Here is a 24,561-nt window from a genome sequence, read left to right as displayed (position 1 = left end):
CCGATCAGCTCGACCCCTTCTGGGCCGCCATCTGCTTTTCCACCCGGCGGGTGATGATCGCCTGCTGGATGATCGAAAGCAGGTTGTTGACGAACCAGTAGAGCACCAGGCCCGCCGGGAAGAAGGCGAAGAACACCGTGAAGATCACCGGCAGCCACTGGAAGAGCTTCTTCTGCATCGGATCGACCGGTGCCGGGTTGAGCTTCTGCTGCAGGAACATCGAGGCACCCATCAGCAGCGGCAGGATGAAGTACGGGTCCTTCTGGGTCAGGTCGTTGATCCACAGGATCCACGGCGCCTGGCGCAACTCGACCGACTCGACCAGCACCCAGTAGAGCGCGATGAAGACCGGGATCTGGATCAGGATCGGCAGACAACCACCCAGCGGATTGATCTTCTCCTTCTGGTAGAGCTTCATCATCTCCTGGGAGAGGCGCTGCTTGTCGTCGCCGAAGCGCTCCTTCAATGCCTGCATCTTCGGCGTGACCGCCCGCATGCGCGCCATCGATCGATAGCTGATCGCCGATGGCCACAGGAAGAGCAGCTTGATCACCATGGTGACCAGCACGATCGCCCAACCCCAGTTGCCGACCCAGTCATGGAAGAAATCGAGCAGCCAGAAGATCGGCTCGGAGATGACGGTGAGAATGCCGAAATCAACCGCCAGGTGCAGGCCGGTGGCCAGTGGATCGAGTTTCGACTGGATCTTCGGCCCGACGTAGAGGATCGACTCCAGCGTCTCGGTGGACTGCGGCGCCACCGCGGTGACCGGCGAGATCAGCCCCAGGCTGTAGACCGTAAAGCCGTCATTCTGACTGCGCAGGGTGTAGTACTGGTTCACCTGTTCGGGGGTCGACGGCACCCAGGCACTCATGAAGTAGTGCTGGATGATCCCGGCCCAACCGTCCTGCAGATCCTTCTGCAGCTTGATCTTGGCCATCTCGTCGAACTCGATCTTCTCGTAGTTGAGTCGATCGCCGCCGCCCGGAGGCGTGCCCGCGTAGGCGCCGCCGGTGTAGGTGTGCATCAGCTGCATGCCGGGAGTGGAGCCCGAGCGAGTCAGCTGACGGTATTGCTGACCGCGCCACTCGGCGTCGGTGGTGTTCTCCACCCTGTAGCGCAGGTCAACTGCGTACGAACCGCGCTTGAACAGGTAGGTCTTGGTAACCCGAATGCCGTCCTCTTCCCAGGTCATCGGCACCTTGAGCACGGACTCACCGTCGGCGAGCCGATACACGGGCTGCTCTAACTGGAAGGTGGCATGGTGATCCGGGGCCGGGGCGTTCTTCGTACCAATCAAGCCGGACTGGGCGATGTAGGTAAAGCCACTGCTGTCCTGAAGCAGACGCACCGGCTCATCCGGCCGGTCGAGTTCGACCGGATAGTCCAGCAGGTCGGCCTGGCGGATCACGCCGCCGTTCGGATCAAGCTCGATCGAGAGCACGTCGGTCTCGACACGCACCCGGTCGGTCGCCGCGGAGCTATTGCTTTCCCCGCCGCCGGCCGCGGAGGGCACATCACCACCCGAACCGCCCGAGGACGGCCCGCCGGAGCTGGGCAGGTCGTCGGCTCGACGGTCGTTCCCGGCCGCCTGTTCGGTCGTCTGGGCGACGTTGCTGCGCTCGGCCGGGGACGAGTTCTCTCCCAGCCAGGCCTGCCAGAGCAGGATCAGGACGAAGCCCAGGGCGATGATCAAGATCAGGCGGCGTTGTTCCATGGGAGTCTTTCAGTCTCGCGATTGAACGGCGTGGGGCCCGTGACGGGCATCGGCTCGGGAAACGGTAGATTCGGCGTCGGAATCGGCGTCGCAGCGGGAGCAGCTGGGCTCCGACGAGGTGCCAGGCACCGGATCGACGCCGCCGACGCAAAAAGGATGACAACGTCCCAGTCGACGCAAGGTCAACCAGCCACCCTTGAGTGCACCGTGTTGTGACAGGGCCTCGACGGCATACTCGGAACAGGTCGGGTAGAAACGACAGGAAGGCGGCAGCATCGGGCTGATCAGCAGGCGATAGCCCTTGACCAGTCCAATCAGGACGCGGCGCATTTCCGGCTCGCCTTGTTCAGGGCCTGCCGCATCTGGCGGTGCAGATCGGGCATGGACAAACCGTCTACCCCCGACTTGGCCAGCACGACGACGTCCATGCCGGGCAACTCGGCGCGACCCAGACGAAAATGTTCGCGGGCAACGCGTTTGACCCGATTACGCTCATGGGCAAGTCGCACCCGCTTGCGGCTGATGGCCAATCCCAGGCGTGGCTCGCCTTCCGGATTGGCGCGCCAGGCCAGCATCAGGTTGGCCGTATGCACCCGGCTACCGTCGCGCAGGGCGCTCTGGTAGTCCCGTCCGGAAAGCAGACGGGCCGAACGCGGAAACCGGCCGCCACGAATGGCGGCCGGTTCCGTGCTGTCGGCCCCGGAGGTCAGGGCCTCGGGCGGCGCAGAAGTCATCTGCCTCAGGCAGACAGACGCTTGCGGCCCTTGGCACGACGGGCGTTGATGATGGCGCGACCACCACGGGTCTTCATGCGGGCACGAAAGCCGTGGGTCCGCTTGCGGCGCAGGTTGCTCGGCTGAAAGGTTCTTTTCATGACGACGTCCCAGTATTGATTCAGGTCGGTGATAGGTAGTCGGAAAAACCGGTCTGGCCGGTCCGTTCGGGTCGAATTGATCGACCGTATCCGCTTGAAAAAGGGGCCGAATACTCTGACAGACCGGGGGCTGCTGTCAAGGGCGGCGTATCAAGAGGCCAGGATACAAGGCCTCGACGCCTCGAATCCCGGGCAGAAAGCACCCACCGGTCATCAGGTTTTCCCACTGATGCGCGACCGTCTCGTATCTTGTGGATAAGATGTCGATCGATCGGGGTGGATGTTATCATCCGCGCCTTGTCCGAGGCATCGCGACACGAAATCATCAAGGCCACTGGCCTGCCGGCTTTTTGGCCAATACCGCCGCGATTCAACGGCGGGCTGATGGCCGGTCGAGAAGCGGAAAAACGGTGGCTAGCAAGCTGGAAAGCCCCGTCATCCCGTCCCTCTGCGGCAATCATGATTCGTGTCGCGATGCCTGAGCCGACCCCGAACCGGTGGAGAACGACCGTCGTCATGCAGCATTTCCCGATGTGGCAACAATGCATCGATCGTCTGGCCCAAGAGCTGCCGAACGATCAGCTGACCATGTGGATATTCCCGTTACAGGCCGAACAGGCCAGTGACGAGCAATGGGTGCTGTGGGCGCCCAATCGCTTTGCCTTCGACTGGGTCAATCAGAAGTTGCTCGAGCGCATTCGCGTGCACGCCCGCGAGATTTCCGGGCAACCCGAGCTTGATGTCTCGTTGCGCATCGGCGAGGCAGGGCGCAGCCATCCCAAGCCATCGACGGCGCCCAGTACGCCCCCGACCAGTCGCCCGTCCCCCGCGCCCTCTCGGCCTGCCAGGCCAAGCCCGGTCGAACGCGAACCGGTCGAGCCGGGAGACAACGACGCCGGCGGTTTTTCGCACAATCTCAATCGCGGCTTTACCTTCGAAACCTTCGTCCAGGGCAAATCCAACCAACTCGCCTGTGCGGCCTCCCAGCAGGTCGCCGCCAATGCCGGGGCCAGCTACAACCCGTTGCTGATCTACGGCGGGGTTGGCCTGGGCAAGACCCACCTGATGCACGCAGTGGGTAATCAGATCATCGAACAGCAGGGCGACCGGCGCGTGATCTATCTGCACAGCGAGCGGTACGTGCAGGAAATGATTACCGCGATCCGCAATAACAACACCGAGCAATTCAAGAATTTCTACCGCGGCATCGACGCGCTGCTGATCGACGACATCCAGTTCTTCGCCACCAAGCCACGCAGCCAGGAGGAGTTCTTTCACACCTTCAATGCGCTGGTCGAGCAGGGCAAGCAGATCGTGATGACCTGCGATCGCTACCCGAAGGAGATCGAAGGACTCGAGGAACGACTCAAGTCACGCTTTGGCTGGGGGCTGACGGTCGCGGTCGAGCCACCGGACATGGAAACCCGGGTCGCCATCCTGCACAGCAAGGCCGAGCAGTCAGGCATCGATCTGGATTCGGACGTCGCCTTTTTCATTGCACGCCGCATCCAGGCGAATATCCGGGAACTCGAGGGCGCCCTGCGACGCGTGATCGTGACCACGCAGTTTTCCAAACGGCCGATCACCATCGAGTCGACCAAGGATGCACTCAAAGACATGATCTCGGCCCATGCCAAGATGATCACGCTGGACAACATTCAGCGCACGGTCGCCAAGTACTACAACGTCAAGATCCAGGAACTCACCGGCGCTCGTCGCACTCGCTCGATCGCACGGCCACGCCAACTCGCGATGGCACTGGCCAAGGAGTTGACCAATCACTCCCTGCCCGAGATCGGTGAATCATTCGGCGGGCGCGATCACACCACCGTGCTGCACGCGGTGCGCAAGATCGAGGAGCTTCGGGAAAGCGACAGCAAGATCAATGACGACTACAACCTGCTGCGACACACGCTGAATGTGTGATCGCCGCCGGGCCTGGGGACAAGCCGCGCACATCAGGGGGACAGGTGCTGGGAAACATGTGGATGAATTGACGAATCTGGAGTTATCCCCAAACCGTCCCAATCCGTACACAGGCCGTCCCACGGCATTGAGCCAATCTGTTAGGTACGAAAAGCTACTGATTAAGATAGACTTTTTGCACTTATCCCAAGGAAAGTGGCTACATCACATTCATCATCATCAACAGAATAAAAACATCTGTTATTGATTCAGAGGAACTGCCTGCCATGCAATTGACCGTCAGTCGACCGGACCTGCTTGATGCCATCAACCGGGTAATCGGAGGCGTCGAAAAGCGCCAGACAATGCCGATTTTGGGTAACCTGCTGCTCGAGGTAGATGACGATCGGCTCCAACTCACCGGCACCGATCTCGAGATTCAACTGGAAAGCGAGTGTCCTGCCGACGGCACGCAGCCGGGTCGAACCACGGTCAACGCACGCAAGCTCCACGACATCATCCGAGCGATCCCCGCCGAATCACAGATCGTCATTCGCCGCGAGGAAGGCTTCGTGATCGTTCAGGCTGGCCACAGCGTGTTCCGACTCGGCTGCCTGCCCGCTGACGAATACCCGCGCATGGAGGCAACCACCGAGGAATACCGACTCGTACTGGGACAGGATCGGCTTCGCGCCATGCTCGACAAGACCCAGTTCTCGATGGCCCAGCAGGATGTCCGTTACTTCCTCAACGGCCTGTTGTTCGAAGTCAGCCCGGAACGGATTCGTTGCGTAGCCACCGACGGACATCGCCTGGCACTCGCCGAGACCGACAGCCAGCAATCGATCGAGGACACCCTGCGCATCATCGTGCCGCGCAAAATGGTGATGGAACTGATGCGCGCCCTCGATCGTGACGACAATTCGCCGGTCGAACTGCTGGTCAGCACCCAACAGATCGAACTCAAGCTCGCCCAGCAGCGCATGGTGAGCAAGCTGATTGACGGTCGATTCCCGGATTACGAACGGGTCATCCCGAAGAACAACAGCAAGCAGGTTCACGTCGATCGGGAAAGCCTCAAGCAGGTGTTGCAACGCGCCTCAGTGCTCAACACCGACCGCTTCGCCGGTGCGCATTACCACCTGCAGTCCGACCGGCTGGCGATCGAGGCGATCAACAGCGACCAGGAATCCTCTCGCGAGGAAATCCCGGTGCACTACCAGGGCGATGACCTGAAAATTGCGTTCAATATCAGTTACATGCTGGCTATTCTCTCGCATGTCGACGACATGCAGGTCCGCATGGATTTCGAGACTCCCGAATCCAGCGCCCTGATCCTGCCGACCGACGAAGACGCCATCCGGACCCGCTACGTCCTCATGCCGATGAAGATCTAAGCGGCTTGACGTGACCCGATTGGCAACACTGCATGTCGAACGGTTCCGCAACCTCGAACCGCTCGATCTCGAACCGGCGGCCGGCATCAATCTGATCAGCGGGGCCAACGGTGCCGGCAAGACCAGCCTGCTCGAGGCCATTCACACCTTGAGCCTCGGTCGCTCCTTTCGCGGCAACAACGCCAGCGAACTGATTCGACACGGTGCCGACGATCTCCTGCTGCGTGCCGAGGTGAAGACCCAGACGGGCCACAACGCCCATCGGCTCGCCCTGCAACGCGATCGCCGCAGCATGACCCTGCGGGTCGACCAGGAAAACGTCTCCCGGTTGAGCGAACTGGCCCGGCTGTTGCCGGTGCTTGCCCTGCACCCGCAATCCGATGACCTCGTTCTCGGCTCGCCGGATCACCGCCGTCGCTTTCTCGACCGCGTTGGCTTCTACGCCCAGCCCGACTTCCACGCAATCCACCGCGATTTCCAGCGCGCGCTCAAGCAGCGCAATGCCCTGCTGCGCCGTGGGCGCCGCGAACCGGCCTGGGATCAGCTCTACCTCGAGACCGCTCGCCGGTTGGAGACGGCCCGACGAACCGTGCTCGAGGATCTCAACCAACGGATCGCCGGGCTCCTCGAACGGATGCTACCGAGCAGCTCGCTTTCGCTACGCTACCTGCCCGGCTATCGCCAGGACCTGGAGCTCGAGGAGGCCCTGTGCCAGGGCGCCGATCGCGAACGTGACCAGCAGGCAAGCCTGTTCGGCCCCCACCGGGCGGATATCAAGATTGCGCTCGATGATCACGAGGCCCGGCAGGTCGCCTCCCGTGGCCAGATCAAGATGCTGGTGGTACTCCTGCACCTGGCGGTGCTGGATCTCTGGGCCGAGGTACGCGGTGAGCCCGCGGTGGTGCTGTTCGACGACCTGGCCTCGGAGCTCGATGCCGACAATCGCCGCCGGGTGCTGGATTATCTGGGCCAGAGTGGCCACCAGGCGTTCGTCAGCGTGATCGCTGCCGATGCCATCGATGGCGAGGGTGATATCGATGCACGCTTTGCGGTTTCGGCAGGCCAGATCACGCCGCGGTGAGTGGTGACGAGCCCGAACAGGTAGTTCGATGACCAGTGCGGTCCGAGGTTGGGCCGGAAAATGGTATGATCAAAAGGTTTTGAGACACCGTCGGAACGATCGGGACGGATTGGCCAGCCGGCCGATCTCCCGGTGGACCGGTCCGGTCCGGCAAGCGCCGCCGACAGGACCGCTGCGACAGGAAGGGACAAGAGCTACATGAGCGCCGATAACATTTACGACTCCAGCAGTATCAAGGTCCTCAAGGGGCTCGACGCGGTGCGCAAGCGCCCCGGGATGTACATCGGCGACACCGACGACGGCACCGGCCTGCACCACATGGTGTTCGAGGTGGTGGATAACGCGGTCGATGAATCGCTGGCCGGCCACTGCACCAAGATCGACGTGACGCTTCACGCCGACGGCTCGGTGTCGGTCACGGACGACGGTCGCGGCATTCCCACCGACCTGCACGAGGAAGAGGGCCGTTCGGCCGCCGAGGTCATCATGACCGTGCTGCACGCCGGCGGTAAGTTCGACCAGAACAGCTACAAGGTGTCCGGCGGCCTGCACGGCGTGGGCATCTCGGTGGTCAACGCGCTTTCCGACCGCCTGGATCTCACCATCTGGCGCCAGGGCCGTCGCTGGGTGCAGGAATACCACCTGGGCGAGCCGCAGTATTCGCTCAAGGACGCGGGTCCCACCGAGCGTTCCGGCACCCAGATCCGTTTTCTGCCCAGCCAGACGATCTTCACCGACGTCACCTTCCACTACGACATCCTGGCCAAGCGGCTGCGCGAGCTGTCGTTCCTCAATTCGGGCGTCTATATCTCGCTGTCCGAGGAGCAGAGCGGCCGTGCCGACACGTTCTACTACGAGGGCGGCATCCGCGCGTTCGTCGAGCACCTGAACACGGGCAAGACGCCGATCCACAAGAACGTGATCTACCTGACCGGCGATCGTGACGAGGTCGGCATCGAGCTGGCGCTGCAGTGGAACGACACCTACCAGGAAAACCTGTTCTGCTATACGAACAACATCCCGCAGCGTGACGGTGGTACGCACCTGACCGGTTTTCGCACCGCGCTCACCCGCACGCTCAACGACTACATGGATCGCAACGGCATCCTCAAGAGAGCCAAGGTCAACACCACCGGTGAGGATTGGCGCGAGGGCCTGGTGGCGGTGATCTCGGTCAAGGTGCCCGACCCGAAGTTCTCCTCGCAGACCAAGGAAAAGCTGGTTTCCTCCGAGGTGAAGACCGCGGTCGAGTCGATGACCGCCGAGCACCTGGCCTATTTTCTCGAGGAAAATCCCCAGGATGCCGAGGCGATCACCTCGAAGATCATCGAGGCGGCCCGCGCTCGCGAGGCGGCCCGGCGTGCCCGCGAGATGACCCGCCGCAAAGGCGCGCTCGACATTGCGGGCCTGCCCGGCAAGCTGGCCGACTGCCAGGAGAAGGACCCGGCTCTCTCCGAGCTGTACCTGGTCGAGGGTGACTCCGCGGGCGGCTCGGCCAAGCAGGGCCGCGACCGGCGCACGCAGGCGATCCTGCCGCTGAAGGGCAAGATCCTCAACGTGGAGAAGGCCCGCTTCGACAAGATGCTCTCCTCGGTCGAGGTAGGCACGCTGATCACCGCGCTGGGTTGCGGCATCGGTCGGGAGGACTTCAACCCGGACAAGCTGCGCTATCACCGCATCATCATCATGACCGACGCGGACGTCGATGGCAGTCACATCCGCACGTTGCTGCTGACCTTCTTCTATCGCCAGATGGGCGAGTTGGTCGAGCGTGGTCACGTCTACATCGCCCAGCCGCCGCTGTACAAGGTCAAGAAGGGCAAGCAGGAGCAGTACCTGAAGGACGACCTGGCCCTGAACCAGTACCTGTTGCAGCAGGCGGTCGACGGCGCACGCCTGGAACTGGGCGAGAACACCCCGCCCATCTCCGGGCCGGGGCTCGAGTCGTTGGCGCGGGAATACCTCTCGGCCCAGGCGATGGTCGAACGCATGGCCAACCGTTTCGACCTCAACGCGCTCAAGGCATTGATGCAGATCGGGCGTCTCGATTCGTCCATGATGGACGACGAGTCGCGCCTCGCTGGCTGGCTGGGGCACTTCAACGGTATGCTCAATGCCATCGCCGATGCCGGGGTGGAATACGGCGTGTCGATGGAGGCCGGCGAGCATGGCCACCTGTTCCGCATCGAGCGCAGCCAGCACGGTGTTTCACATGAAACCTCCATCCCGGCCGGCTTCTTCAGTGGCAACGAATACCGCCTGTTGGCCGATCTGGGCGAACGGCTGGATGGGTTGATCACCGAGGGGGCCGAGGTGGTCCGTGGTGAGCGTCGCCAGCCGATCGAGCGTTTCGAACAGGCGATCGACTGGTTGATGGCCGAGGGGCGTCGTGGCCTGGCGGTACAGCGCTACAAGGGTCTGGGCGAGATGAACCCGGATCAGCTGTGGGAAACCACCATGAACCCGGACACGCGCCGGCTGCTGCAGGTACGAATCGAGGACGCGGTTGCCGCCGATTCGGTGTTTACGGTCCTGATGGGCGATTTGGTCGAGCCGCGACGTGAGTTCATCGAGAAATTCGCGCTGTCGGCGTCCAATATCGACGTATAACCCGCCGTTATTGAAACAACTGAACCCCGTCGCGGCGGGGTAGCCACGGAGGCGTCCAAACCATGGGCATCGCGCTGTCGATCATCGTTTTCCTGCTGGTGCTGGCCCTTATCTGGGGGATCATCATCTACAACGGCCTGGTGCGGCTGAAGCACAACGTTTCGCAGTCCTGGTCGAATATCGACGTGCTGCTTCGTCAGCGTCACGACGAGTTGCCCAAGCTGGTCGAGACCGCCCGTCAGTACATGCACTACGAAAGCGATACGCTCGAACGGGTCATGGAGGCACGCGCGGCGGTAAATGACGCCCAGCAGCGCGGCGACGTCGGCGCGCTGGGCAGTGCCGAGCAGGGCCTGCGCCTCGGCCTGGGCAACCTGTTCGCGGTGGCCGAGGCCTACCCCGAGCTCAAGGCCAACGAGACCTTCCAGCACCTGCAGCAGCGCATCAGCGGACTGGAGAACGAGATCGCCGACCGGCGCGAGTTCTACAACGCCGCCGTCAATACCAACAATATCCGCATCGAACAGTTCCCGGATGTCGTGATCGCGCAGCTGTTCCGCTTCCGGGCCTTCCGCCTGCTGGAGTTCGACCGCAAGACCACCGAAGACGTCGACGTGAAGGCCCTGTTCAGCTGATCCCGGCCGTCACGCGCCGTCTGGTTCCACTTCATGCAGGACAGCATTTCCGATTGGCTGATCGGGCTCGACCCGGGCTTTTACCTCGTGCTCTGGCTGGGGTTGCTGATCCTGCTGCTGGTCTGCCTGTTCGTGGGTTTTCGTACCCTCGCCCGTGCGCGGATCATCGCGCATACCCCCACCGCCAAGCTCCGTTCAGCTGCCCAGGGCTTCAACGAGATCCAGGGCATCGGCCGAGTGATCGACGATCATCCCCTTTACTCACCGTTGAGTTTCACCCCGTGTCTGTGGTTCGACATGAAGATCGAACGGCTCGAGTCCAGTGGCAAGAATCGCCACTGGGTGACCCTCGAGCAGCGGACGAGCGACGCCCTGTTTCGGGTGGACGACGGGACCGGCGAGGCGTTTGTCGATCCAGATCATGCCCGGGTGATTCCGCACTCGAGTCGACGCTGGCGCGAACGCGCCTCGCGGTCTGACTGGGCATCGTTCTCCTCGCTCGGTTTTGGCGGCAAGCCGTATCGCTACACCGAACGGCTGTTGCTCCCCGACCAGTCGATTTATGTGCTCGGCTGGCTTGAAACCCGCGGGCATCGAAACGAGGGTATCTCCGACCGGGAGGCGATCGAACGGCGCCGGCGTGACCTGTTACAGGAATGGAAACACGACCAGGCGGCCCGTGATCGCTTCGATCTGGATGGCGATGGCGAGATTTCAACACGTGAGTGGGACTGGGCCATGCGCCTGGCCCAGTCCCAGGCGGAAAAGGAACTCAGCGAAGCCGATCGTCCCCGATTGAGCGCCAACAACACCGTTCATCTTCTGTATCGACCACGCGGTGGTGAGCCGTTCATCCTTTCCGGGCTGCCGCAGGAAACGCTGATACGCCGCAAGACCCACAAGGCGGGCGCGTTCATCGCCGTCGCGTTGGTGTTGTTCGTGATCTGGCTGATCGCCCAAGGGATTCGCACGCCGTTCTGACGACCCGCAGGTCGTCCGGATTCTGCGAGAATGGCCCCAGCAATTTGGCCCAGGGATTTCGCTCGAGGCAGACTCACATGAACATCGCCAGCTGGAACGTCAATTCGCTCAAGGTCCGTCAGCCGCAGGTGCTGGAGTGGTTGGCCGATCAGCCCGCCACCCTGCTCGGTTTGCAGGAGTTAAAGCAGCTCGATGAGGCGATCGATCGCGAGACGATCGTGGCGGCCGGCTATCAGGTGATTGCCAACGGCCAGAAGACCTACAACGGCGTCGCCTGGCTGTATCCATCCCACTGGCCGGCACCGACCGACGTCATCACCGACATTCCCGGCTTCGACGACCCCCAGCGGCGGGTGATTGCCGCGACCTTCGGTGACCTGCGGGTGATCAACCTCTACGTGGTCAACGGCGAGGCCGTCGGTTCGGAGAAGTACACCTACAAGCTTTCCTGGCTGGAAGCCCTGACCCGGTGGCTGGCCGAAGAGGCCGGCCGTTACGCCAAACGCGTGGTGATCGGGGATTTCAATATCGCGCCGACGGATGCCGATGTCCATGACCCCGAAGCCTGGCGGGACCGGATCCTCTGCAGCCGCCCCGAGCGCGACGCACTCGATCGCATCCTCGGGACGGGCCTGATCGACGCCTTCCGCCTGTTCGATCAACCGGAGCAGGCGTTTTCGTGGTGGGATTACCGGCAGGCCAATTTCCGTCGCAATCGTGGCTTGCGGATCGATCTGATCCTGATCAGTGAGCCCCTGCGCGAGCACGTCCGTACCTGTCATATCGACGTGGAGCCGCGCCGCTGGGAGCGCCCGTCGGATCATGCGCCCGTGGTACTCGAACTCGAGCTCGAGCACGGCGCACCCGGCAGCTGATGTCGAGCGTGTAGGGACCTACTCCGAGCTATCGCTGTCGGTCCCCGGCGGCACGCAGCCGATCAATGTTTTCCATTGATCGATCACGACCTGTCGTTCCGTTTCGTAGGCTTGCGCCTCGACCACGGGTCGACTGCCCATCAGAGCCTGATGGTGGCCGGCGTCCCGCAGGGTCCGGTAGGTCTGGATCAGCGCCTCACTGGCCTCGGCGTCGATCAGGCCGGCATCCCTGAGCGAACCCAGTTGACGGATGTTGTCCGTGAACTCGAGGATCTCCGGGTGGTCGGCGGCATGCCGCAGCAACAGGTACTGCACCAGGAATTCCATGTCGGTGATGCCACCGACATCGCGCTTGAGATGAAAGAGCCCGGCCGGCGTCTCGGCCTGGTTCGTGCGCATCTTGCGGCGCATGCCCACCACGGCCTCGCGTAGCTCAGCCGGGTCACGCCCCTGGGTCAGTGTCTGGCGCCGTATCCCGGCGAAGGTATCGCCGACCGAGTCGGTGCCGGCCACGAAGCGGGCACGGCACATCGCTTGCATCTCCCAGACCCAGGCGTGTTCCGCCTGGTACTGCGCGAAGGCGTTCACCGACGAGACCAGCAGACCGCCGACCCCGTCCGGGCGCAGGCGCGTGTCGACCTCGTAGAGAACACCGGCCGGCGTGCGGATGCTCAGGGTGTGGGTGATCTTCTGTGCCAGTCGGGCGAAGTACAGGCTGTTGTCGATTGATCGATCGCCGTCGGTGACCGCCTCACGATCGGTGGAATCGTGCAGGAAGACGACATCGAGGTCCGAGCCGTAACCGAGTTCGATCCCGCCGAGCTTGCCGTAGCCGATGATGGCCAGCCCCGGAGTGAATTCATCGCCGGCCTCGTTGAGTGCGCGCGGCTTGCCGTGGCGCGCCTCGATCTGCTGGCGCGCACGCTGGTGAACGGCCTCGAGGATCACCTCGGCAATCCAGGTGAGTTGATCGGAGACCCGCATGACGGGCAGCGCGCCGACCACGTCGGCGGCGGCCACCCGCAGGGTCGCCAATTGCTTGAAGCGACGCAACTCGTCGAGGCTGCGTTCCTCGTCGTGCGGACACTTGCCCAGCAGTTCGCCGAGTTCCTGCGCCAGTTCGGTCTTGTTGGGTGGGGCGTACAGCGTTTCGGGATCGATCAACTCGTCGAGCAGGATCGGGTGCTGCGTCAGCAGCGAGGCAATCCACGGGCTGCCGTGGACCAGTCGGACCAGTTGGCGTCGCGCCTGGGGTTGTTCGATCAGCAGCGCGACGTAGACCGAGCGGCGCAGGATGGCCGTGAGCAAGTCGAGCATCCGATCGAGGATGGCGACCTGGCCCTGGTAGGTGCTGATGTCGTGCAGCAGATCGGGCATCAGCTGGTCGAGTCGCTGGGCCACCGTGCCGCTGATCGCCGGTCCCTGGGTGTCGCGCCACGACGAGAGATGCCGCTCGAGTACGGATGCCTGTTCGAAGCCATGGCGTTCGAGAACGGCCACGCGGTCGGCGACGTTGCCCAGTCCGTTCCAGACCCGTTCCAGCGGTTCCTCGCTTTCATCGTCGTCGTCGGGCAGACGCAGGACCTCGGAGAAATGCCCGTGAACGCGATCACGGTGCTGGTCGAGGGCGTACAGGAACGAGCCCCAGTCCTCGAATCCCATCGCGATCGCCAGACGCAGTTGATCGAACTTGTTGTCCGGCAGGGTCTGCGTCTGGTGGTCGTACAGCATTTGCAGGCGGTTCTCGGCCCGGCGCAGGAAGTCGTAGCCGACGGTCAGATCGGTGACGGTGTGCCCTTCCAGCTCGCCCATTTCCTCGAGTATCGCGAGTACCGGGATCAGGCGACGTGCCTGCAGGGCCGGCTCGCGCCCACCGCGCAGCAATTGGAACAGCTGGCCGATGAACTCGATCTCGCGGATGCCGCCGGGCCCCAACTTGATGTTGTTGTGCATGGCGGCATCGGTCATCTCGCGCTCGATCATGCGCTTCATCTCGCGCAACTGGCTGAACGCGCCGAAGTCGAGATAACGACGGAAAACGAACGGCCGCAGCATGTCCATCAGCTCGCGGCCGGCCTCCGCGTCACCGGCGATCACGCGTGCCTTGATCCAGGCATAGCGTTCCCATTCGCGCCCGCGCGTGGCGTAGTAGAGCTCGAGTCCGTCGAAACTCATTGCCAGCGGGCCCTCGTCGCCGTTGGGGCGCAGGCGCATGTCGACCCGGAAGACAAAGCCATGGCCGGTCTTCTCGTCGAGCGAACGGATCAGCCGCTGGCCAAGCCGGATGAAGTACTCCGCGTTGCTGATGGTCTTGCGTCCGTCGGTCTCCCCTTCCTCGGCGTAGGCGAAGATCAGGTCGATATCCGAGGAATAATTGAGCTCGTCGCCACCGAGTTTGCCCATGCCGATCACGACCAGACCGATCGGTTCGCCGTTCGGTCCACGTGGCTGACCAAAGCGGGCCTGGAGGTGATGCTCGTGGTAGGCCAGCGCCTCGGCGACACAGAAGTCGGCCAGTTTCGACAGGGAGCGCAGGGTGGCGTCGGTGTCATCGATGCCGTTGAGGTCGCGCCAGGCGATCAGGATCATCTCGCGGCGTCGCAGGCGGCGCAGTTCCCGCCCGAACGACGCGGTTTCCAGCGCCCGGCGTGCGTCGACCGCGCCGCTGAGTCGAGTGAAGCGCGCCTCGAGCCCATCGCCGAGAAAGTCGTCCGCACAGCCGTTGATCACGTAATCGAGAATGCCGGGTTCGGCGGCAAGGCTTTGCTGGATGAACGGGCTGCAACTGAGCACATGCTGGAGTTGTGCGCGTTGTGAGGGTTCCAGAGAGGAAGCCTGGTTCAGTTGGTCAAGCAGCGTCTGTTCGGGCGTGATTTCGTCGAGGTCGGACACGGGGATCGGCCTGTCGGTGAATGAGCGGTCCGTCGATCATACGCCTTGCGGATGGGTGCGTGCAGGATGGCGGCGCGCATCGGACACGGCCTGATCGGGCACAAAAAAGCCCCGGACCCTCGAAAGGGAACCGGGGCGGCTTGCCTGCGGTGGTCGGTTCGTTACGGGCGAACCAGCACGTAACCGGCGTCGACCAGGTCGAGGATACGGGCAATGCCGGCGTCGACCGGTACGGCGGCCGAGTTCATCTCCGGCTCCTTGCCAAGCTTGCGCGTCGCGCCGGCAATCGAGTTCTTGCAGGCGGAAAAGCGCACGCCCTGATCGGCCAGTGACTGGATGCGCTCGGCGTGATGGTTGTTGGCAAACAGCATGCTGATGCCGGGACCGAAGGCAACGACTTCGACGTCGATCTGGTCGGGGCCACCACGTGCCTTGAGGACGTTGTTGGCAACGTTGAGCACCAGGTTCTGGCGCTGCAAGTCACTTTCGGTGATCTGCAGCACGAGGTGTTCCTGGGCCAGGGTATTGCCGCCGACCTTCTCGATCTTGCTGGTATCCGCGGCATGCGCGGCACTGCCGAAGGAGAATGCGGCGAGTAGCATCAGCCAGGCGGCCGGGAACAGGGAACGGGTTTTCATGAAAATCCTCCTTGAGTGGTTTTCGTCGGTTTTTATTGTCACGGGTGTGAATTGCATCCCGTCCAACAGCATACGCCCGGGCAAACCGAATCGCATCCCCTTACTCGGTTAATTATCCAATGGGGTATCAGCAAATCTTGGGGAAAATTGATCGTGAAAGTGGGTTGTTTGGCGGCGCCGCCCACAACCGGATCACGCGTTGGCCAAGCTGTTGACCTGACGCTATTTTTTAGCGAACATACCGATTATACGATCGGCGGGCTGCCTGCCCGCCCCGTCCTCGCGCGGCACCGATGTCTCCCAGCTCGTTGCCGATTTATGTCCCGGACGGAGCGTCGACCCAATCCAACCGTTGTTGGCATGCCAGACTGCCGTCGCATGCCGTGGCGCAGGCGTTGTTGCTTAGATTACATGACGTTATTCAAACAGCTTTTGAAGAATCCGCAGGGTCGGGATTTCATCGTTGGCGATCTGCACGGCAGTCGGTCGCTGTTGGAGAAGATCCTCGACAAGCACGATTTTTCCCCCGAGCGGGACCGTGTCATTGCCGTGGGGGATCTGATTGACTACGGCGAAGACTCGCTGGGCACCCTGCGCCTGCTGGGCGAGCCCTGGTTTTTTTCGGTGGCCGGCAACCACGAGCGAGTGATCGCCAATCATCGCGACGCGCTCGCCGAACGATGCTTGACCCCGAGTCAGCGCGCCGATCTCGAGGCGATGGGTTCGGCCTGGCTGCTGGAGCCCTACGACAAGCTCAATGACGACAAGTGGGACGACCTGATCACCGAGGTGATGAATCTCGTCAGCCAGATGCCGCTGATGATCCAGGTCGGTAACGGACCGTCGGCCGTCGGGGTGGTGCACGCCGAGTTGCCACTGTGGGACTGGGATCAGAACATCGCCCGTCTCGAGCGGGTCAAGAAGCTGACTTACTGGGCCTCAAAAAAAGGCGACCCGCAGCTCGACACCATGCTCTGGGGACGCTCGCAGATCCACGAGGTGCTCGATGGTCGTCGCCCAGAACGCAGCGTGCGCGGCATCGACTGGGTGATTGCCGGACACACCATTACCGGCCAGCCGGTGCGTGACGGCAATCGGCTCTGGATCGACTGCGGCGCCTGGGACGAGCGGCCCGGCAGTGGACTGGCGCTGGTCGAGGTGGGCAACACCCTCGCCGTGAGCGCGCACTACCATGATCCCAGCGTGCGGACCCACCGGTTCGTGCGTCGCGGGCATCACTTCCATTCCGTGATCGACGCAACCGGCTGACCCATGTCCGATCTCAATCGTCTTTCCCTGTCGGAATTGCGCGGCCTGATCGACGCGGCGCGTAGCGAGCTGGACCGTCGCGACAGCGAGCCGGTCGACGAACATACCTTGATCAAATCACTGGAACTGGATCTCAAGCGCCATCATCGGCGCAAGGATCAAGAAGCCCCCTTCGACCCGTTTGCCTGATCCGGCGAGGAGCGCCGCCCCCGTGAAGTCGCCCCCATGAAACAGACCCCTCATTCGAGGGGCCTGTTCGTGTCCGAACCGAAAAGTCTCGATCAGTGGCGGAAGTGGCGCATCCCGGTGAACACCATGGCAATGCCGTGCTCGTCGGCCGCGTCGATCACCTCCTGATCGCGCATCGAGCCGCCCGGCTGGATTACCGCCTTGATACCCGCCTCGGCCGCGGCATCGATGCCGTCACGGAAGGGGAAGAAGGCATCGGATGCCATCACCGACCCCTCGACCGGCAGGCCGGCGTCAGCGGCCTTGATGCCGGCGATCCGCGCGGAATAAACCCGGCTCATCTGGCCGGCACCCACGCCGATGGTCTGCTGGCCGCTGGCGTAGACGATGGCGTTGGACTTGACGAACTTGGCCACCTGCCAGGCGAACAGCAGATCGCGGATCTCCGTGTCGTCGGGGGCACGCTTGCTGACGATCTTCAGATCGTCTGCGCCGACCACGCCGTGATCGAAGTCCTGCACCAGTAGCCCGCCGCCGATGCGCTTGAAGTCCTTGCCCGGGGCCGGTTTGACCGACCAGTCGTCGATGGCCAACGCGCGCACATTGGGCTTGGCGGCCAGCTCGGTGGCGGCATCAATGCCGATCTCGGGGGCGATGATCACCTCAACGAACTGCCGCTCGACGATGCTGCGCGCCGTGTGGGCGTCCAGTGGCCGGTTGAAGGCGATGATGCCGCCGAAGGCGGAGGTCGGGTCGGTGGCGAAGGCGCGATCGTAGGCGGTGGTGATGTCGTCACCGGTGGCCACGCCGCAGGGGTTGGCATGCTTGACGATCACGCAGGCGGCACGGTCGAACTGCTTGACGCACTCGAGCGCCGCATCGGCATCGGCCAGATTGTTGAACGACAACGGCTTGCCCTGGACGATCCGGGCGCGGGCCAGCGTGCCCGGCGCGGCGTCCGGCTCGACGTAGAAGGCCGCGTTTTGGTGCGGGTTCTCGCCGTAGCGCAGGTCCATCGACTTGTTCAACGGCAGGTGCCAGGTGGGCGCGAAGGCGCTTTCCTCGAACTGTTGTCCCAGGTAGTCGGCGATCATGCCGTCGTACTGGGCGGTGTGGCTGAAGGCCGCCCCGGCCAGGCGCTGACGGGTGGCCATGGAGATGCCCTCGTCGTTGATCTCCTCGAGGACCACCTCGTAGTCGCTCGGGTTGACCACGATGGCGACGTCGTTGTGGTTCTTGGCCGCCGCGCGGACCATCGCTGGGCCGCCGATGTCGATGTTCTCGATCGCCGTAGGCAGGTCGCAGTCCGGATCGGCCACGGTGCGGGCGAACGGGTAGAGGTTGACCACCACCAGGTCGATCGGCGTGATGCCGTGGGTGGCCATCACCTCGTCGTCGGTGCCGCGGCGGCCGAGGATGCCGCCGTGGATCAGCGGATTGAGCGTCTTGACGCGCCCGGCCATGATCTCCGGGAAGCCGGTGACGTCACTGACCTCGCGCACCGGCACGTCGTTCTCGCGCAGCAGGCGGGCCGTGCCGCCGGTGGAGAGCAACTCCACCCCGGCGGCATGCAGTCCCTGGGCAAGGCCCAGGATCCCGGTCTTGTCGGAAACGCTCAGCAGGGCGCGGCGTGGCGCGACGGCATGGTGGGTCATGGGGGATATCCGGTTTATCAGCGATGGAAGAGTGGCACCGGTCGCCCGGGTTGGACGACCTGGAAACCGCGCATTGTACCCGCTTGCCGGACCCTTGTTGAGTCGCGCCGGGTGCCCCTTGGCCGGGGTCAGTGCCGGGTCGTCGGCTCCTCGTGGACGATGCTCTCGAAGAGCGAGGAGTAGTCGTGGTTGCCATGCCCGGCGTAGACGCCTTCCTCGAGGACGTGCTGCAGGCCGATCAGCAGGTGGGTGTCGATACCCTGGCCGCAGGCGCTCTGCGTGAACAGGCGGATGTCCTTGAGCAGATGCTTGAGTGGAAAGTTGGCGTTCTCGAACGAGTGGCCGACCATGTTGTCGAGCTTCTTGTCGAAGGTGGGCGCGTACAGGGCCGATTCGCGCAGGGTCTCCATGAACTTGTCGACATCGACGCCCTCGCGCTGCACCAGCCCCAGGCTCATGGAGAAGGCGGCTGTCAGCGAGCCGATCAGCTGGTTGAAAGCGAGCTTGGCCGCGGCGCCACTGCGCACCGCGCCGAAGTGGGTCGGCGTGCCCAAGGAGCGCAGCAGCGGATCGAGGCGTTCGATCAGCGCTTTGGAACCACCGAGCAGCAATTGCAGCGTGCCGCTTTGTGCCTGCGGGATGGAGCCCAGCACAGGCGCCTCGAGGTATTCGCCGCCCAGCGACTCGACCCGCTGCGCGATCTCGGCGGACTCCGACGGGGCGATGGTCGAGCTGTTGATCACCACGTGGTCGCGGATGCCGGTCTCGCCCAGTTGGTCGATCACCTCGCGGCAGGCCGGGTAGTCGCTGACCATCAACCAGAGGGTTTCGTTACCTTTGGCGAGATCGGCCAGGCTCGCGGCGGTGGGGATGTCTTCGAGTTTGCGTGGGTGGCGGTTGAAGCCGGTCACCGTCCAGCCGGATTGTGCGAGTTGGCGGGCCATGGCGGTCCCCATCAGCCCCAGGCCGATCACTCCGATTGTGGTGTTCATGGCGGTGCCCTCTTCGATGTTCTGTTCTGCGGACGTTCTGTCGCCGCAACGTCCGGGCACGGTCCGTCGTCTGCTGGATTGCGGCAGGTATGGGGTTATGCTTGCGCCAGCGGTCGTTCTTTTCCCTTTTGCTCCTGGTGGAAAAGCGAGCCTGCGGTCGGTTTCCGGGTCCTTGCGTGGCCGTGGCGTGGCCATGGCTTGAACCCGTTTCCGGGCCTAAGGAGGCTAGCAGAAGCCGGTGGTGATTGCCCGGCCCGACGGCCCCGCATTTCGTACAGGCCACCCCTCGAGGAATCGTGATGAGGCAGGATCTCGACAGCCACTGGCGCCGCTGGCTCAACCCCGGCCGACGCCGTCCCCGCAGTGGGCAGGGGAGCCTGTTGGCGACCACGCCGACGCAAACACGCACGGCCATCGAACGCGACTACGACCGGGTGCTGTTCTCCACCCCGGTCCGCCGGATGGCCGACAAGACACAGGTCTTCCCGCTGGATCGATCCGACAGCGTGCGTACCCGGCTGACCCATTCGCACGAGGTGGCCAACCTCGCCCGCTCGGTGGGGATCGACCTGGTCTTCCATCACGAGATCGCCGCGGGGTTGCCCGAGGCGCTGCGCGATGTCCCCGCCCTGCTCGCCACCATCGGTCTGGCCCACGATCTGGGCAATCCGCCGTTCGGTCACCAAGGCGAGGATGCGATCGCGCGCTGGTTCGAGATCAATCGCGCCGAGGTGTTGGATGCCGAACCGGCCTTGAGCCCCGCGATGAAGCAGGACTTCCTGCGTTTCGAGGGCAACGCCCAGACGCTGCGCCTGCTGACCAAGCTGCAACTGATCAACGACGACTACGGGTTGAACCTGACGTTGGCGAGCCTGGCCGCGCTGGTGAAATACCCGACGGCCAGTGACGAGATCGACCGCACACGCGTCACCCACAAGAAGCATGGCTACTTCCAGTCCGAGCGGGGGCTGATGGACGAGGTATGGGCCGGCACGGGCCTGTCCTCCGGGCAGCGCCACCCGCTGACCTGGATCATGGAGGCCTGTGACGACATCGCCTACTCGGTGCTGGATGCCGAAGACGCGGTCAAGAAGGGGCTGCTTTCGTTTTCCGATACCATCGCCTTCCTGCGCCACGAGGCGCCGGACGATCCGGTGGTCACGGCCGTTTGCGACGCGGCCGCCGCCGAGCACAAGGCCTATCGCCAGGAGCGCCTCTCGCCGGACGAGCTCAACGACATCTCCATGCAGACCTTCCGCATTCGAGCGATCGGTGCGTTGATGGAGGCGATCGGCGAGGTCTTCATCGACGCCTTGCCGGCCATGGCCGAGGGGCGCTTCGAGCGCGAGCTGGTGGATGCCTCGCGCGGCGGGCGCCTGTTGGCGGCCCTGAAGGCCTGCAACTGGCAGCACGCCTATCGGCACAAGTCGGTGCTGCGGGTGGAACTGACCGGCCTGGCGGTGATCCACGGCCTGATGGATGCCTTCTGGTACGCCATCACCCGGCGGGAGGATCCGGATGATCCGGCCAGCCCGCGGTCGACACCGCTGGCCGGGTACATCTACCAGCGCATCTCGGAAAACTACCGGCGCGTGTTCGAGTCAGCCGACAACCCGATGCCGATCCGCTACCGCGAGGCGCAGTTGTTGACCGACATGATCTCGGGGATGACCGACAGCTTTGCCGTCAGCCTGTTCGAGGAAATCCGCGAGGTCGGTTTTCGCCCGACCACGCGGGCCTGAGCGCGCCGACCACCCCATTCAGACGACCCAGTGCTAGGACCGAGTTGTTGTCCAAGCCGATTCCAGGAAGCCCGATGAGCGATTCCGACCAAAGCCCCGACAAAAGCCACTTCTTCGCCTATCTCTCGCGGATGAAGTACATCTACCGCTGGGGACTGATGCGCAATACACGCAGCGAGAACGTCCAGGAACACAGCCTGCAGGTGGCGATGATCGCCCACGCACTGGCGGTGATCGGCAACCAGGAATTCAGTGAGGACAACGACGTCGGTCGGGTGGTGAGCGTAGCGCTCTACCACGATGCCTCCGAGATCATCACCGGCGATCTGCCCACCCCGGTGAAGTACTTCCGCGAGGATATTCGGGATTCCTACAAGGCGCTCGAGGCGCATGCCGAGCGCAAGATCATCGGCCTGTTGCCCGACTCGTTGCAGGACTCGTTTGCCGAGGTGATCGAGAGCGCACGCATCGAGCCGGAGGTGCTGCGGCTGGTCAAGGCGGCCGACTCGCTATCCGCCTACCTCAAGTGCATCGAGGAGCGGGCCGCCGGCAACCAGGAATTCCGCCGCGCCGAGGAGTTCCTGTACGGCAAGCTCGACGAGATGACCGATCTGCCGGCGGTGGCCTTCTTCCGCCAGCGGTTCGTCGATGCCTTCGAGCTGACCCTCGACGACCTGAGCCACGACTGACGCGCTGCGGCATGGCCAGGGTCATTGCCGGGGTCATTTGGCCGACGTGGTCGACTCGCTCTCATCCCGTTCGTCGGTGGTGTCCTGTGTCTCGTCGGCGTAGAAGGGGCGCCGCGAGATCTGGCAGAAGGCGCCCTGGCCCTTGACGAAGTGGATCGAGCCGGCAACGACCAGCCCGCCGACCACCAGCAGCAACAGGCTGCTCTGCACGTAGCCGAGCGTGATGATGGCCACGCCCACCAGGCCGACGTGGCGAGCCTGGATATGCAACAGGTCCTCGTGCCGTTGGGACAGGGCAGCAAGAGCGGCCCATTCGATCGCCAGCACGATCAAGAGAACCAGTGGCGCGATGGCCGCCTTCGGGTAGATCACCGCGATCACGCCGAGCACCCCGATGATCGCCAGCACGACCCACTGGGCGATCCGCTGATTGCGCGAGGCGCGGTTCGAGGCGCGCAATGTACCCTTCAGGCGCATCCAGTGGATCAGCCCGGTAATGCCGGTCCAGACACCGATGAAGATACCCACGACTGCGGCCAGCCGCAGATCCCAGGCGCCCAGGTAGAGGGTGGTCTGCTCCCAGCCGATCACGCCCAGCAAGGTGATGGTGATGCCGCTGCCGATCAGGACGATCGCCGCGCCACGCACCAGGTCGATCAGGCGGGTGTCCTGATCGCGGCTGGCCCGATACCACGGGGCCGCGGCCACGCCGAAGGCCAACGCGGCGATCGCGAGCCAGGCCTTCCAGCCCATGCCGGGCAGATCGCCGGCTGCACCGGGAAAGAGCGCACCGGCGAGCACGATCAGTATCGCCAGGGGCAGCGCCCACATCCAGACCCGGCGGCGCCCCGGGTGGGTCAGTGCCGACAATGTGATTAGCACTAGCCCTAAGGCGAACCAGCCGGCGTTGTCGATCATCAGTCCGATGCCCATCACGACACCTCCTTGTTGGGACGTTCACGGGCGAACTGCTGTTCGCGCTCCTCGTCGTCGAGTAGCTCCTGCTCGTCCGGCTCGTCCGTCGGTTCGGTATGCACCTCTTGGCGCAGCAACAGAAAGGCCGTGGCGGCCGACTGGGCGCCGAAGAACACCGCGATGGTCGAGAGCACCAGCTCGAGCGCGCTCTGCGAGGTCAGCAGGGCGCTGACCGCGGCGACCACCAGAAAGCCGGCCAGGGTGGTCACGACCAGCAAGCCCCGTCCGCAGTGTTCCCGTTCGGCACGCAGGGCGCCGGTCAGGCCGAGCGTCAGTGCCAATAGCACCACGTAGGCGGCGATGGTTGGATCCATGTCGGTGTTCCTTCAGTCTCGTGAGGGCCGATCATTCGACCGGCCGGATGAAGCGATGGTCAGTCGGGATCAGTCACCCAGTTTTTCCAGGAAGGCCTTGGCGTCGAGCGCGGCCATGCAGCCGGTGCCCGCTGAGGTGATCGCCTGGCGATAGACGTGGTCCATGACGTCGCCGGCGGCGAACACGCCGTCGACCGAGGTCGCGGTGGCGTTGCCGTTGGTGCCGCTCTTGACGCTGATGTAGCCGCCGGGCATGTCGAGCTGGCCCTCGAAGATGCCGGTGTTGGGCGAGTGGCCGATGGCGATGAACACGCCGGAGAGCTCCAGGTCGGTGGTCGCACCGCCCGTGTCCTTGATGCGCAGGCCGTTGACGCCCATCGGGTCGCCCAGCACTTCGTCGACCTCGTGATTCCAGTGGATCTCGACGTTGCCGTCCTCGGCCTTCTTCATCAGGCGATCGATCAGGATGTCCTCGGCGCGAAAGCGGTCACGGCGATGCACCACGTGCACCTTGGCGGCGATATTGGAAAGGTACAGCGCTTCCTCGACCGCGGTGTTGCCGCCGCCGACCACGGCGACCGTCTGGTTCTTGTAGAAAAAGCCGTCACAGGTCGCGCAGGCCGACACGCCCTTGCCGCGGAAGGCCTGCTCGGACTCGATGCCGAGATAGCGGGCCGAGGCACCGGTCGCGATGATCAGGGCGTCACAGGTGTAGGTGGCCTGGTCGCCGGTGAGCGTAAAAGGATGCTCGTCGAGCTTGGTGGTATGAATGTGATCGAAGATGATCTCGGTGTCGAATTTCTCGGCGTGCGCCTTCATCCGATCCATCAGCGCCGGGCCGGTGAGGTCGTCGGGATCACCCGGCCAGTTCTCCACCTCGGTGGTGGTGGTCAGCTGACCGCCCATTTCCATCCCGGTGATCAGGACCGGGTCGAGGTTGGCTCGAGCGGCGTAGACCGCGGCGCTGTAGCCGGCCGGACCGGAGCCGAGGATGAGCAGTTTGCTGTGGCGGGTGTTGCTGTCGGCCATGGTGAAGGAGCGCTCCTGTGGTTATTCGGTGTGATTGTCGCCGAGGGGTGACGGCGACCGCCGGGCCGGCGTGAGTCCACTCGGTCCGGCAACGTGTGACGG

General features: G+C 63.7%; 22 protein-coding genes. 11 read left to right on the top strand and 11 right to left on the bottom strand.

The genetic code is table 11. From position 1 onward, the window contains the following. Positions 1–4: 4 nt before the first annotated feature. Genes yidC through rpmH form a run of 4 tightly spaced genes read right to left on the bottom strand, consistent with a single transcriptional unit; the run spans position 5 to position 2,591 of the window. Positions 5–1,717 (bottom strand): membrane protein insertase YidC, encoded by a 1,713-nt coding sequence (gene yidC, locus ABGV18_RS08295; RefSeq protein WP_396585620.1) that lies wholly within the window; start codon positions 1,715–1,717, stop codon positions 5–7. Positions 1,718–1,726: 9 nt separating this feature from the next. After that, the gene (yidD, locus tag ABGV18_RS08290; RefSeq protein ID WP_449728734.1) at positions 1,727–2,047 is read right to left on the bottom strand and encodes a membrane protein insertion efficiency factor YidD; all 321 of its coding nucleotides are present in this window, start codon (positions 2,045–2,047) and stop codon (positions 1,727–1,729) included. After that, on the bottom strand, positions 2,032–2,451 hold the full coding sequence (rnpA, locus tag ABGV18_RS08285) for a ribonuclease P protein component (RefSeq protein ID WP_396585619.1): 420 nt from the start codon (positions 2,449–2,451) through the stop codon (positions 2,032–2,034). The genes yidD and rnpA overlap by 16 nt, the downstream gene beginning before the upstream one ends. Positions 2,452–2,456: 5 nt before the next feature. After that, complete coding sequence (gene rpmH / locus ABGV18_RS08280; protein ID WP_058574926.1) at positions 2,457–2,591, bottom strand: 50S ribosomal protein L34; 135 nt, start codon at positions 2,589–2,591, stop codon at positions 2,457–2,459. Between the two features lie 516 nt (positions 2,592–3,107). On the opposite strand from rpmH, the gene dnaA reads away from it, so the two are divergent. The 7 genes from dnaA (at position 3,108) to xth (ending at position 12,075) form a co-directional block, all read left to right on the top strand. Continuing rightward, entirely contained in the window at positions 3,108–4,517 is a 1,410-nt protein-coding gene (gene dnaA, locus ABGV18_RS08275) for a chromosomal replication initiator protein DnaA (protein WP_396585618.1), read from the top strand. Between the two features lie 266 nt (positions 4,518–4,783). Further along, positions 4,784–5,893, top strand: a complete 1,110-nt coding sequence (gene dnaN / locus ABGV18_RS08270; RefSeq protein WP_396585617.1) for a DNA polymerase III subunit beta — start codon at positions 4,784–4,786, stop codon at positions 5,891–5,893. Between the two features lie 10 nt (positions 5,894–5,903). Then, positions 5,904–6,974, top strand: a complete 1,071-nt coding sequence (recF, locus tag ABGV18_RS08265; RefSeq protein WP_396585616.1) for a DNA replication/repair protein RecF — start codon at positions 5,904–5,906, stop codon at positions 6,972–6,974. A 198-nt stretch (positions 6,975–7,172) separates the two neighbouring features. Then, positions 7,173–9,584, top strand: a complete 2,412-nt coding sequence (gyrB, locus tag ABGV18_RS08260; protein ID WP_396585615.1) for a DNA topoisomerase (ATP-hydrolyzing) subunit B — start codon at positions 7,173–7,175, stop codon at positions 9,582–9,584. Positions 9,585–9,646: 62 nt separating this feature from the next. Continuing rightward, positions 9,647–10,219 carry a LemA family protein gene (locus ABGV18_RS08255; protein WP_396585614.1) on the top strand — a complete coding sequence of 191 codons (573 nt, stop codon included), beginning with the start codon at positions 9,647–9,649 and terminating at the stop codon, positions 10,217–10,219. A gap of 33 nt (positions 10,220–10,252) precedes the next feature. Beyond that, positions 10,253–11,200, top strand: coding sequence for a GIDE domain-containing protein (locus tag ABGV18_RS08250; RefSeq protein WP_396585613.1), 948 nt, complete (start codon positions 10,253–10,255; stop codon positions 11,198–11,200). A gap of 77 nt (positions 11,201–11,277) precedes the next feature. After that, positions 11,278–12,075, top strand: a complete 798-nt coding sequence (gene xth / locus ABGV18_RS08245) for an exodeoxyribonuclease III (RefSeq protein WP_396585612.1) — start codon at positions 11,278–11,280, stop codon at positions 12,073–12,075. An 18-nt stretch (positions 12,076–12,093) separates the two neighbouring features. On the opposite strand, the gene glnE is transcribed toward xth, so the two are convergent. Both glnE and ABGV18_RS08235 read right to left on the bottom strand, forming a co-directional pair. Next, the gene (glnE, locus tag ABGV18_RS08240) at positions 12,094–14,967 is read right to left on the bottom strand and encodes a bifunctional [glutamate--ammonia ligase]-adenylyl-L-tyrosine phosphorylase/[glutamate--ammonia-ligase] adenylyltransferase (protein WP_396585611.1); all 2,874 of its coding nucleotides are present in this window, start codon (positions 14,965–14,967) and stop codon (positions 12,094–12,096) included. A gap of 161 nt (positions 14,968–15,128) precedes the next feature. Beyond that, positions 15,129–15,605, bottom strand: coding sequence for a DsrE family protein (locus tag ABGV18_RS08235; RefSeq protein ID WP_396585610.1), 477 nt, complete (start codon positions 15,603–15,605; stop codon positions 15,129–15,131). Positions 15,606–16,016: 411 nt separating this feature from the next. Here ABGV18_RS08235 and ABGV18_RS08230 point away from each other — a divergent pair, with 411 nt between their 5' ends. Together ABGV18_RS08230 and ABGV18_RS08225 are read left to right on the top strand one after the other, a co-directional pair. Continuing rightward, entirely contained in the window at positions 16,017–16,874 is an 858-nt protein-coding gene (locus ABGV18_RS08230; RefSeq protein WP_396585609.1) for a metallophosphoesterase, read from the top strand. Between the two features lie 3 nt (positions 16,875–16,877). Beyond that, positions 16,878–17,063: a hypothetical protein gene (locus tag ABGV18_RS08225; protein WP_396585608.1), complete on the top strand. Its 186-nt coding sequence runs from the start codon at positions 16,878–16,880 to the stop codon at positions 17,061–17,063. Positions 17,064–17,155: 92 nt separating this feature from the next. On the opposite strand, the gene purH is transcribed toward ABGV18_RS08225, so the two are convergent. Further along, positions 17,156–18,718 carry a bifunctional phosphoribosylaminoimidazolecarboxamide formyltransferase/IMP cyclohydrolase gene (gene purH, locus ABGV18_RS08220; RefSeq protein WP_396585607.1) on the bottom strand — a complete coding sequence of 521 codons (1,563 nt, stop codon included), beginning with the start codon at positions 18,716–18,718 and terminating at the stop codon, positions 17,156–17,158. Between the two features lie 128 nt (positions 18,719–18,846). Further along, positions 18,847–19,905 carry an NAD(P)-binding domain-containing protein gene (locus tag ABGV18_RS08215; protein ID WP_396585606.1) on the bottom strand — a complete coding sequence of 353 codons (1,059 nt, stop codon included), beginning with the start codon at positions 19,903–19,905 and terminating at the stop codon, positions 18,847–18,849. Positions 19,906–20,009: 104 nt separating this feature from the next. Between ABGV18_RS08215 and dgt the strand changes: the two genes are divergently transcribed. Both dgt and yfbR read left to right on the top strand, forming a co-directional pair. Then, positions 20,010–21,452, top strand: a complete 1,443-nt coding sequence (gene dgt, locus ABGV18_RS08210) for a dGTP triphosphohydrolase (protein WP_396585605.1) — start codon at positions 20,010–20,012, stop codon at positions 21,450–21,452. Positions 21,453–21,526: 74 nt separating this feature from the next. After that, on the top strand, positions 21,527–22,141 hold the full coding sequence (gene yfbR / locus ABGV18_RS08205) for a 5'-deoxynucleotidase (RefSeq protein WP_396585604.1): 615 nt from the start codon (positions 21,527–21,529) through the stop codon (positions 22,139–22,141). Positions 22,142–22,174: 33 nt separating this feature from the next. On the opposite strand, the gene ABGV18_RS08200 is transcribed toward yfbR, so the two are convergent. The 3 genes from ABGV18_RS08200 to trxB all read right to left on the bottom strand — a co-directional run bounded on the left by ABGV18_RS08200 (position 22,175) and on the right by trxB (position 24,459). Beyond that, complete coding sequence (locus ABGV18_RS08200; protein WP_396585603.1) at positions 22,175–23,074, bottom strand: hypothetical protein; 900 nt, start codon at positions 23,072–23,074, stop codon at positions 22,175–22,177. Next, positions 23,074–23,430: a hypothetical protein gene (locus tag ABGV18_RS08195; RefSeq protein WP_396585602.1), complete on the bottom strand. Its 357-nt coding sequence runs from the start codon at positions 23,428–23,430 to the stop codon at positions 23,074–23,076. The genes ABGV18_RS08200 and ABGV18_RS08195 overlap by 1 nt, the downstream gene beginning before the upstream one ends. A 69-nt stretch (positions 23,431–23,499) precedes the next feature. Continuing rightward, on the bottom strand, positions 23,500–24,459 hold the full coding sequence (trxB, locus tag ABGV18_RS08190; protein WP_396585601.1) for a thioredoxin-disulfide reductase: 960 nt from the start codon (positions 24,457–24,459) through the stop codon (positions 23,500–23,502). Between the last annotated feature and the right edge of the window lie 102 nt (positions 24,460–24,561).

The organism is Guyparkeria halopsychrophila (assembly GCF_044582135.1).
In the GTDB taxonomy this organism is placed as follows: Bacteria; Pseudomonadota; Gammaproteobacteria; order Halothiobacillales; family Halothiobacillaceae; genus Guyparkeria.
The sequence above is the reverse complement of the archived record's forward strand: the minus strand, read 5'-3'. Positions and strand labels throughout refer to the sequence as shown.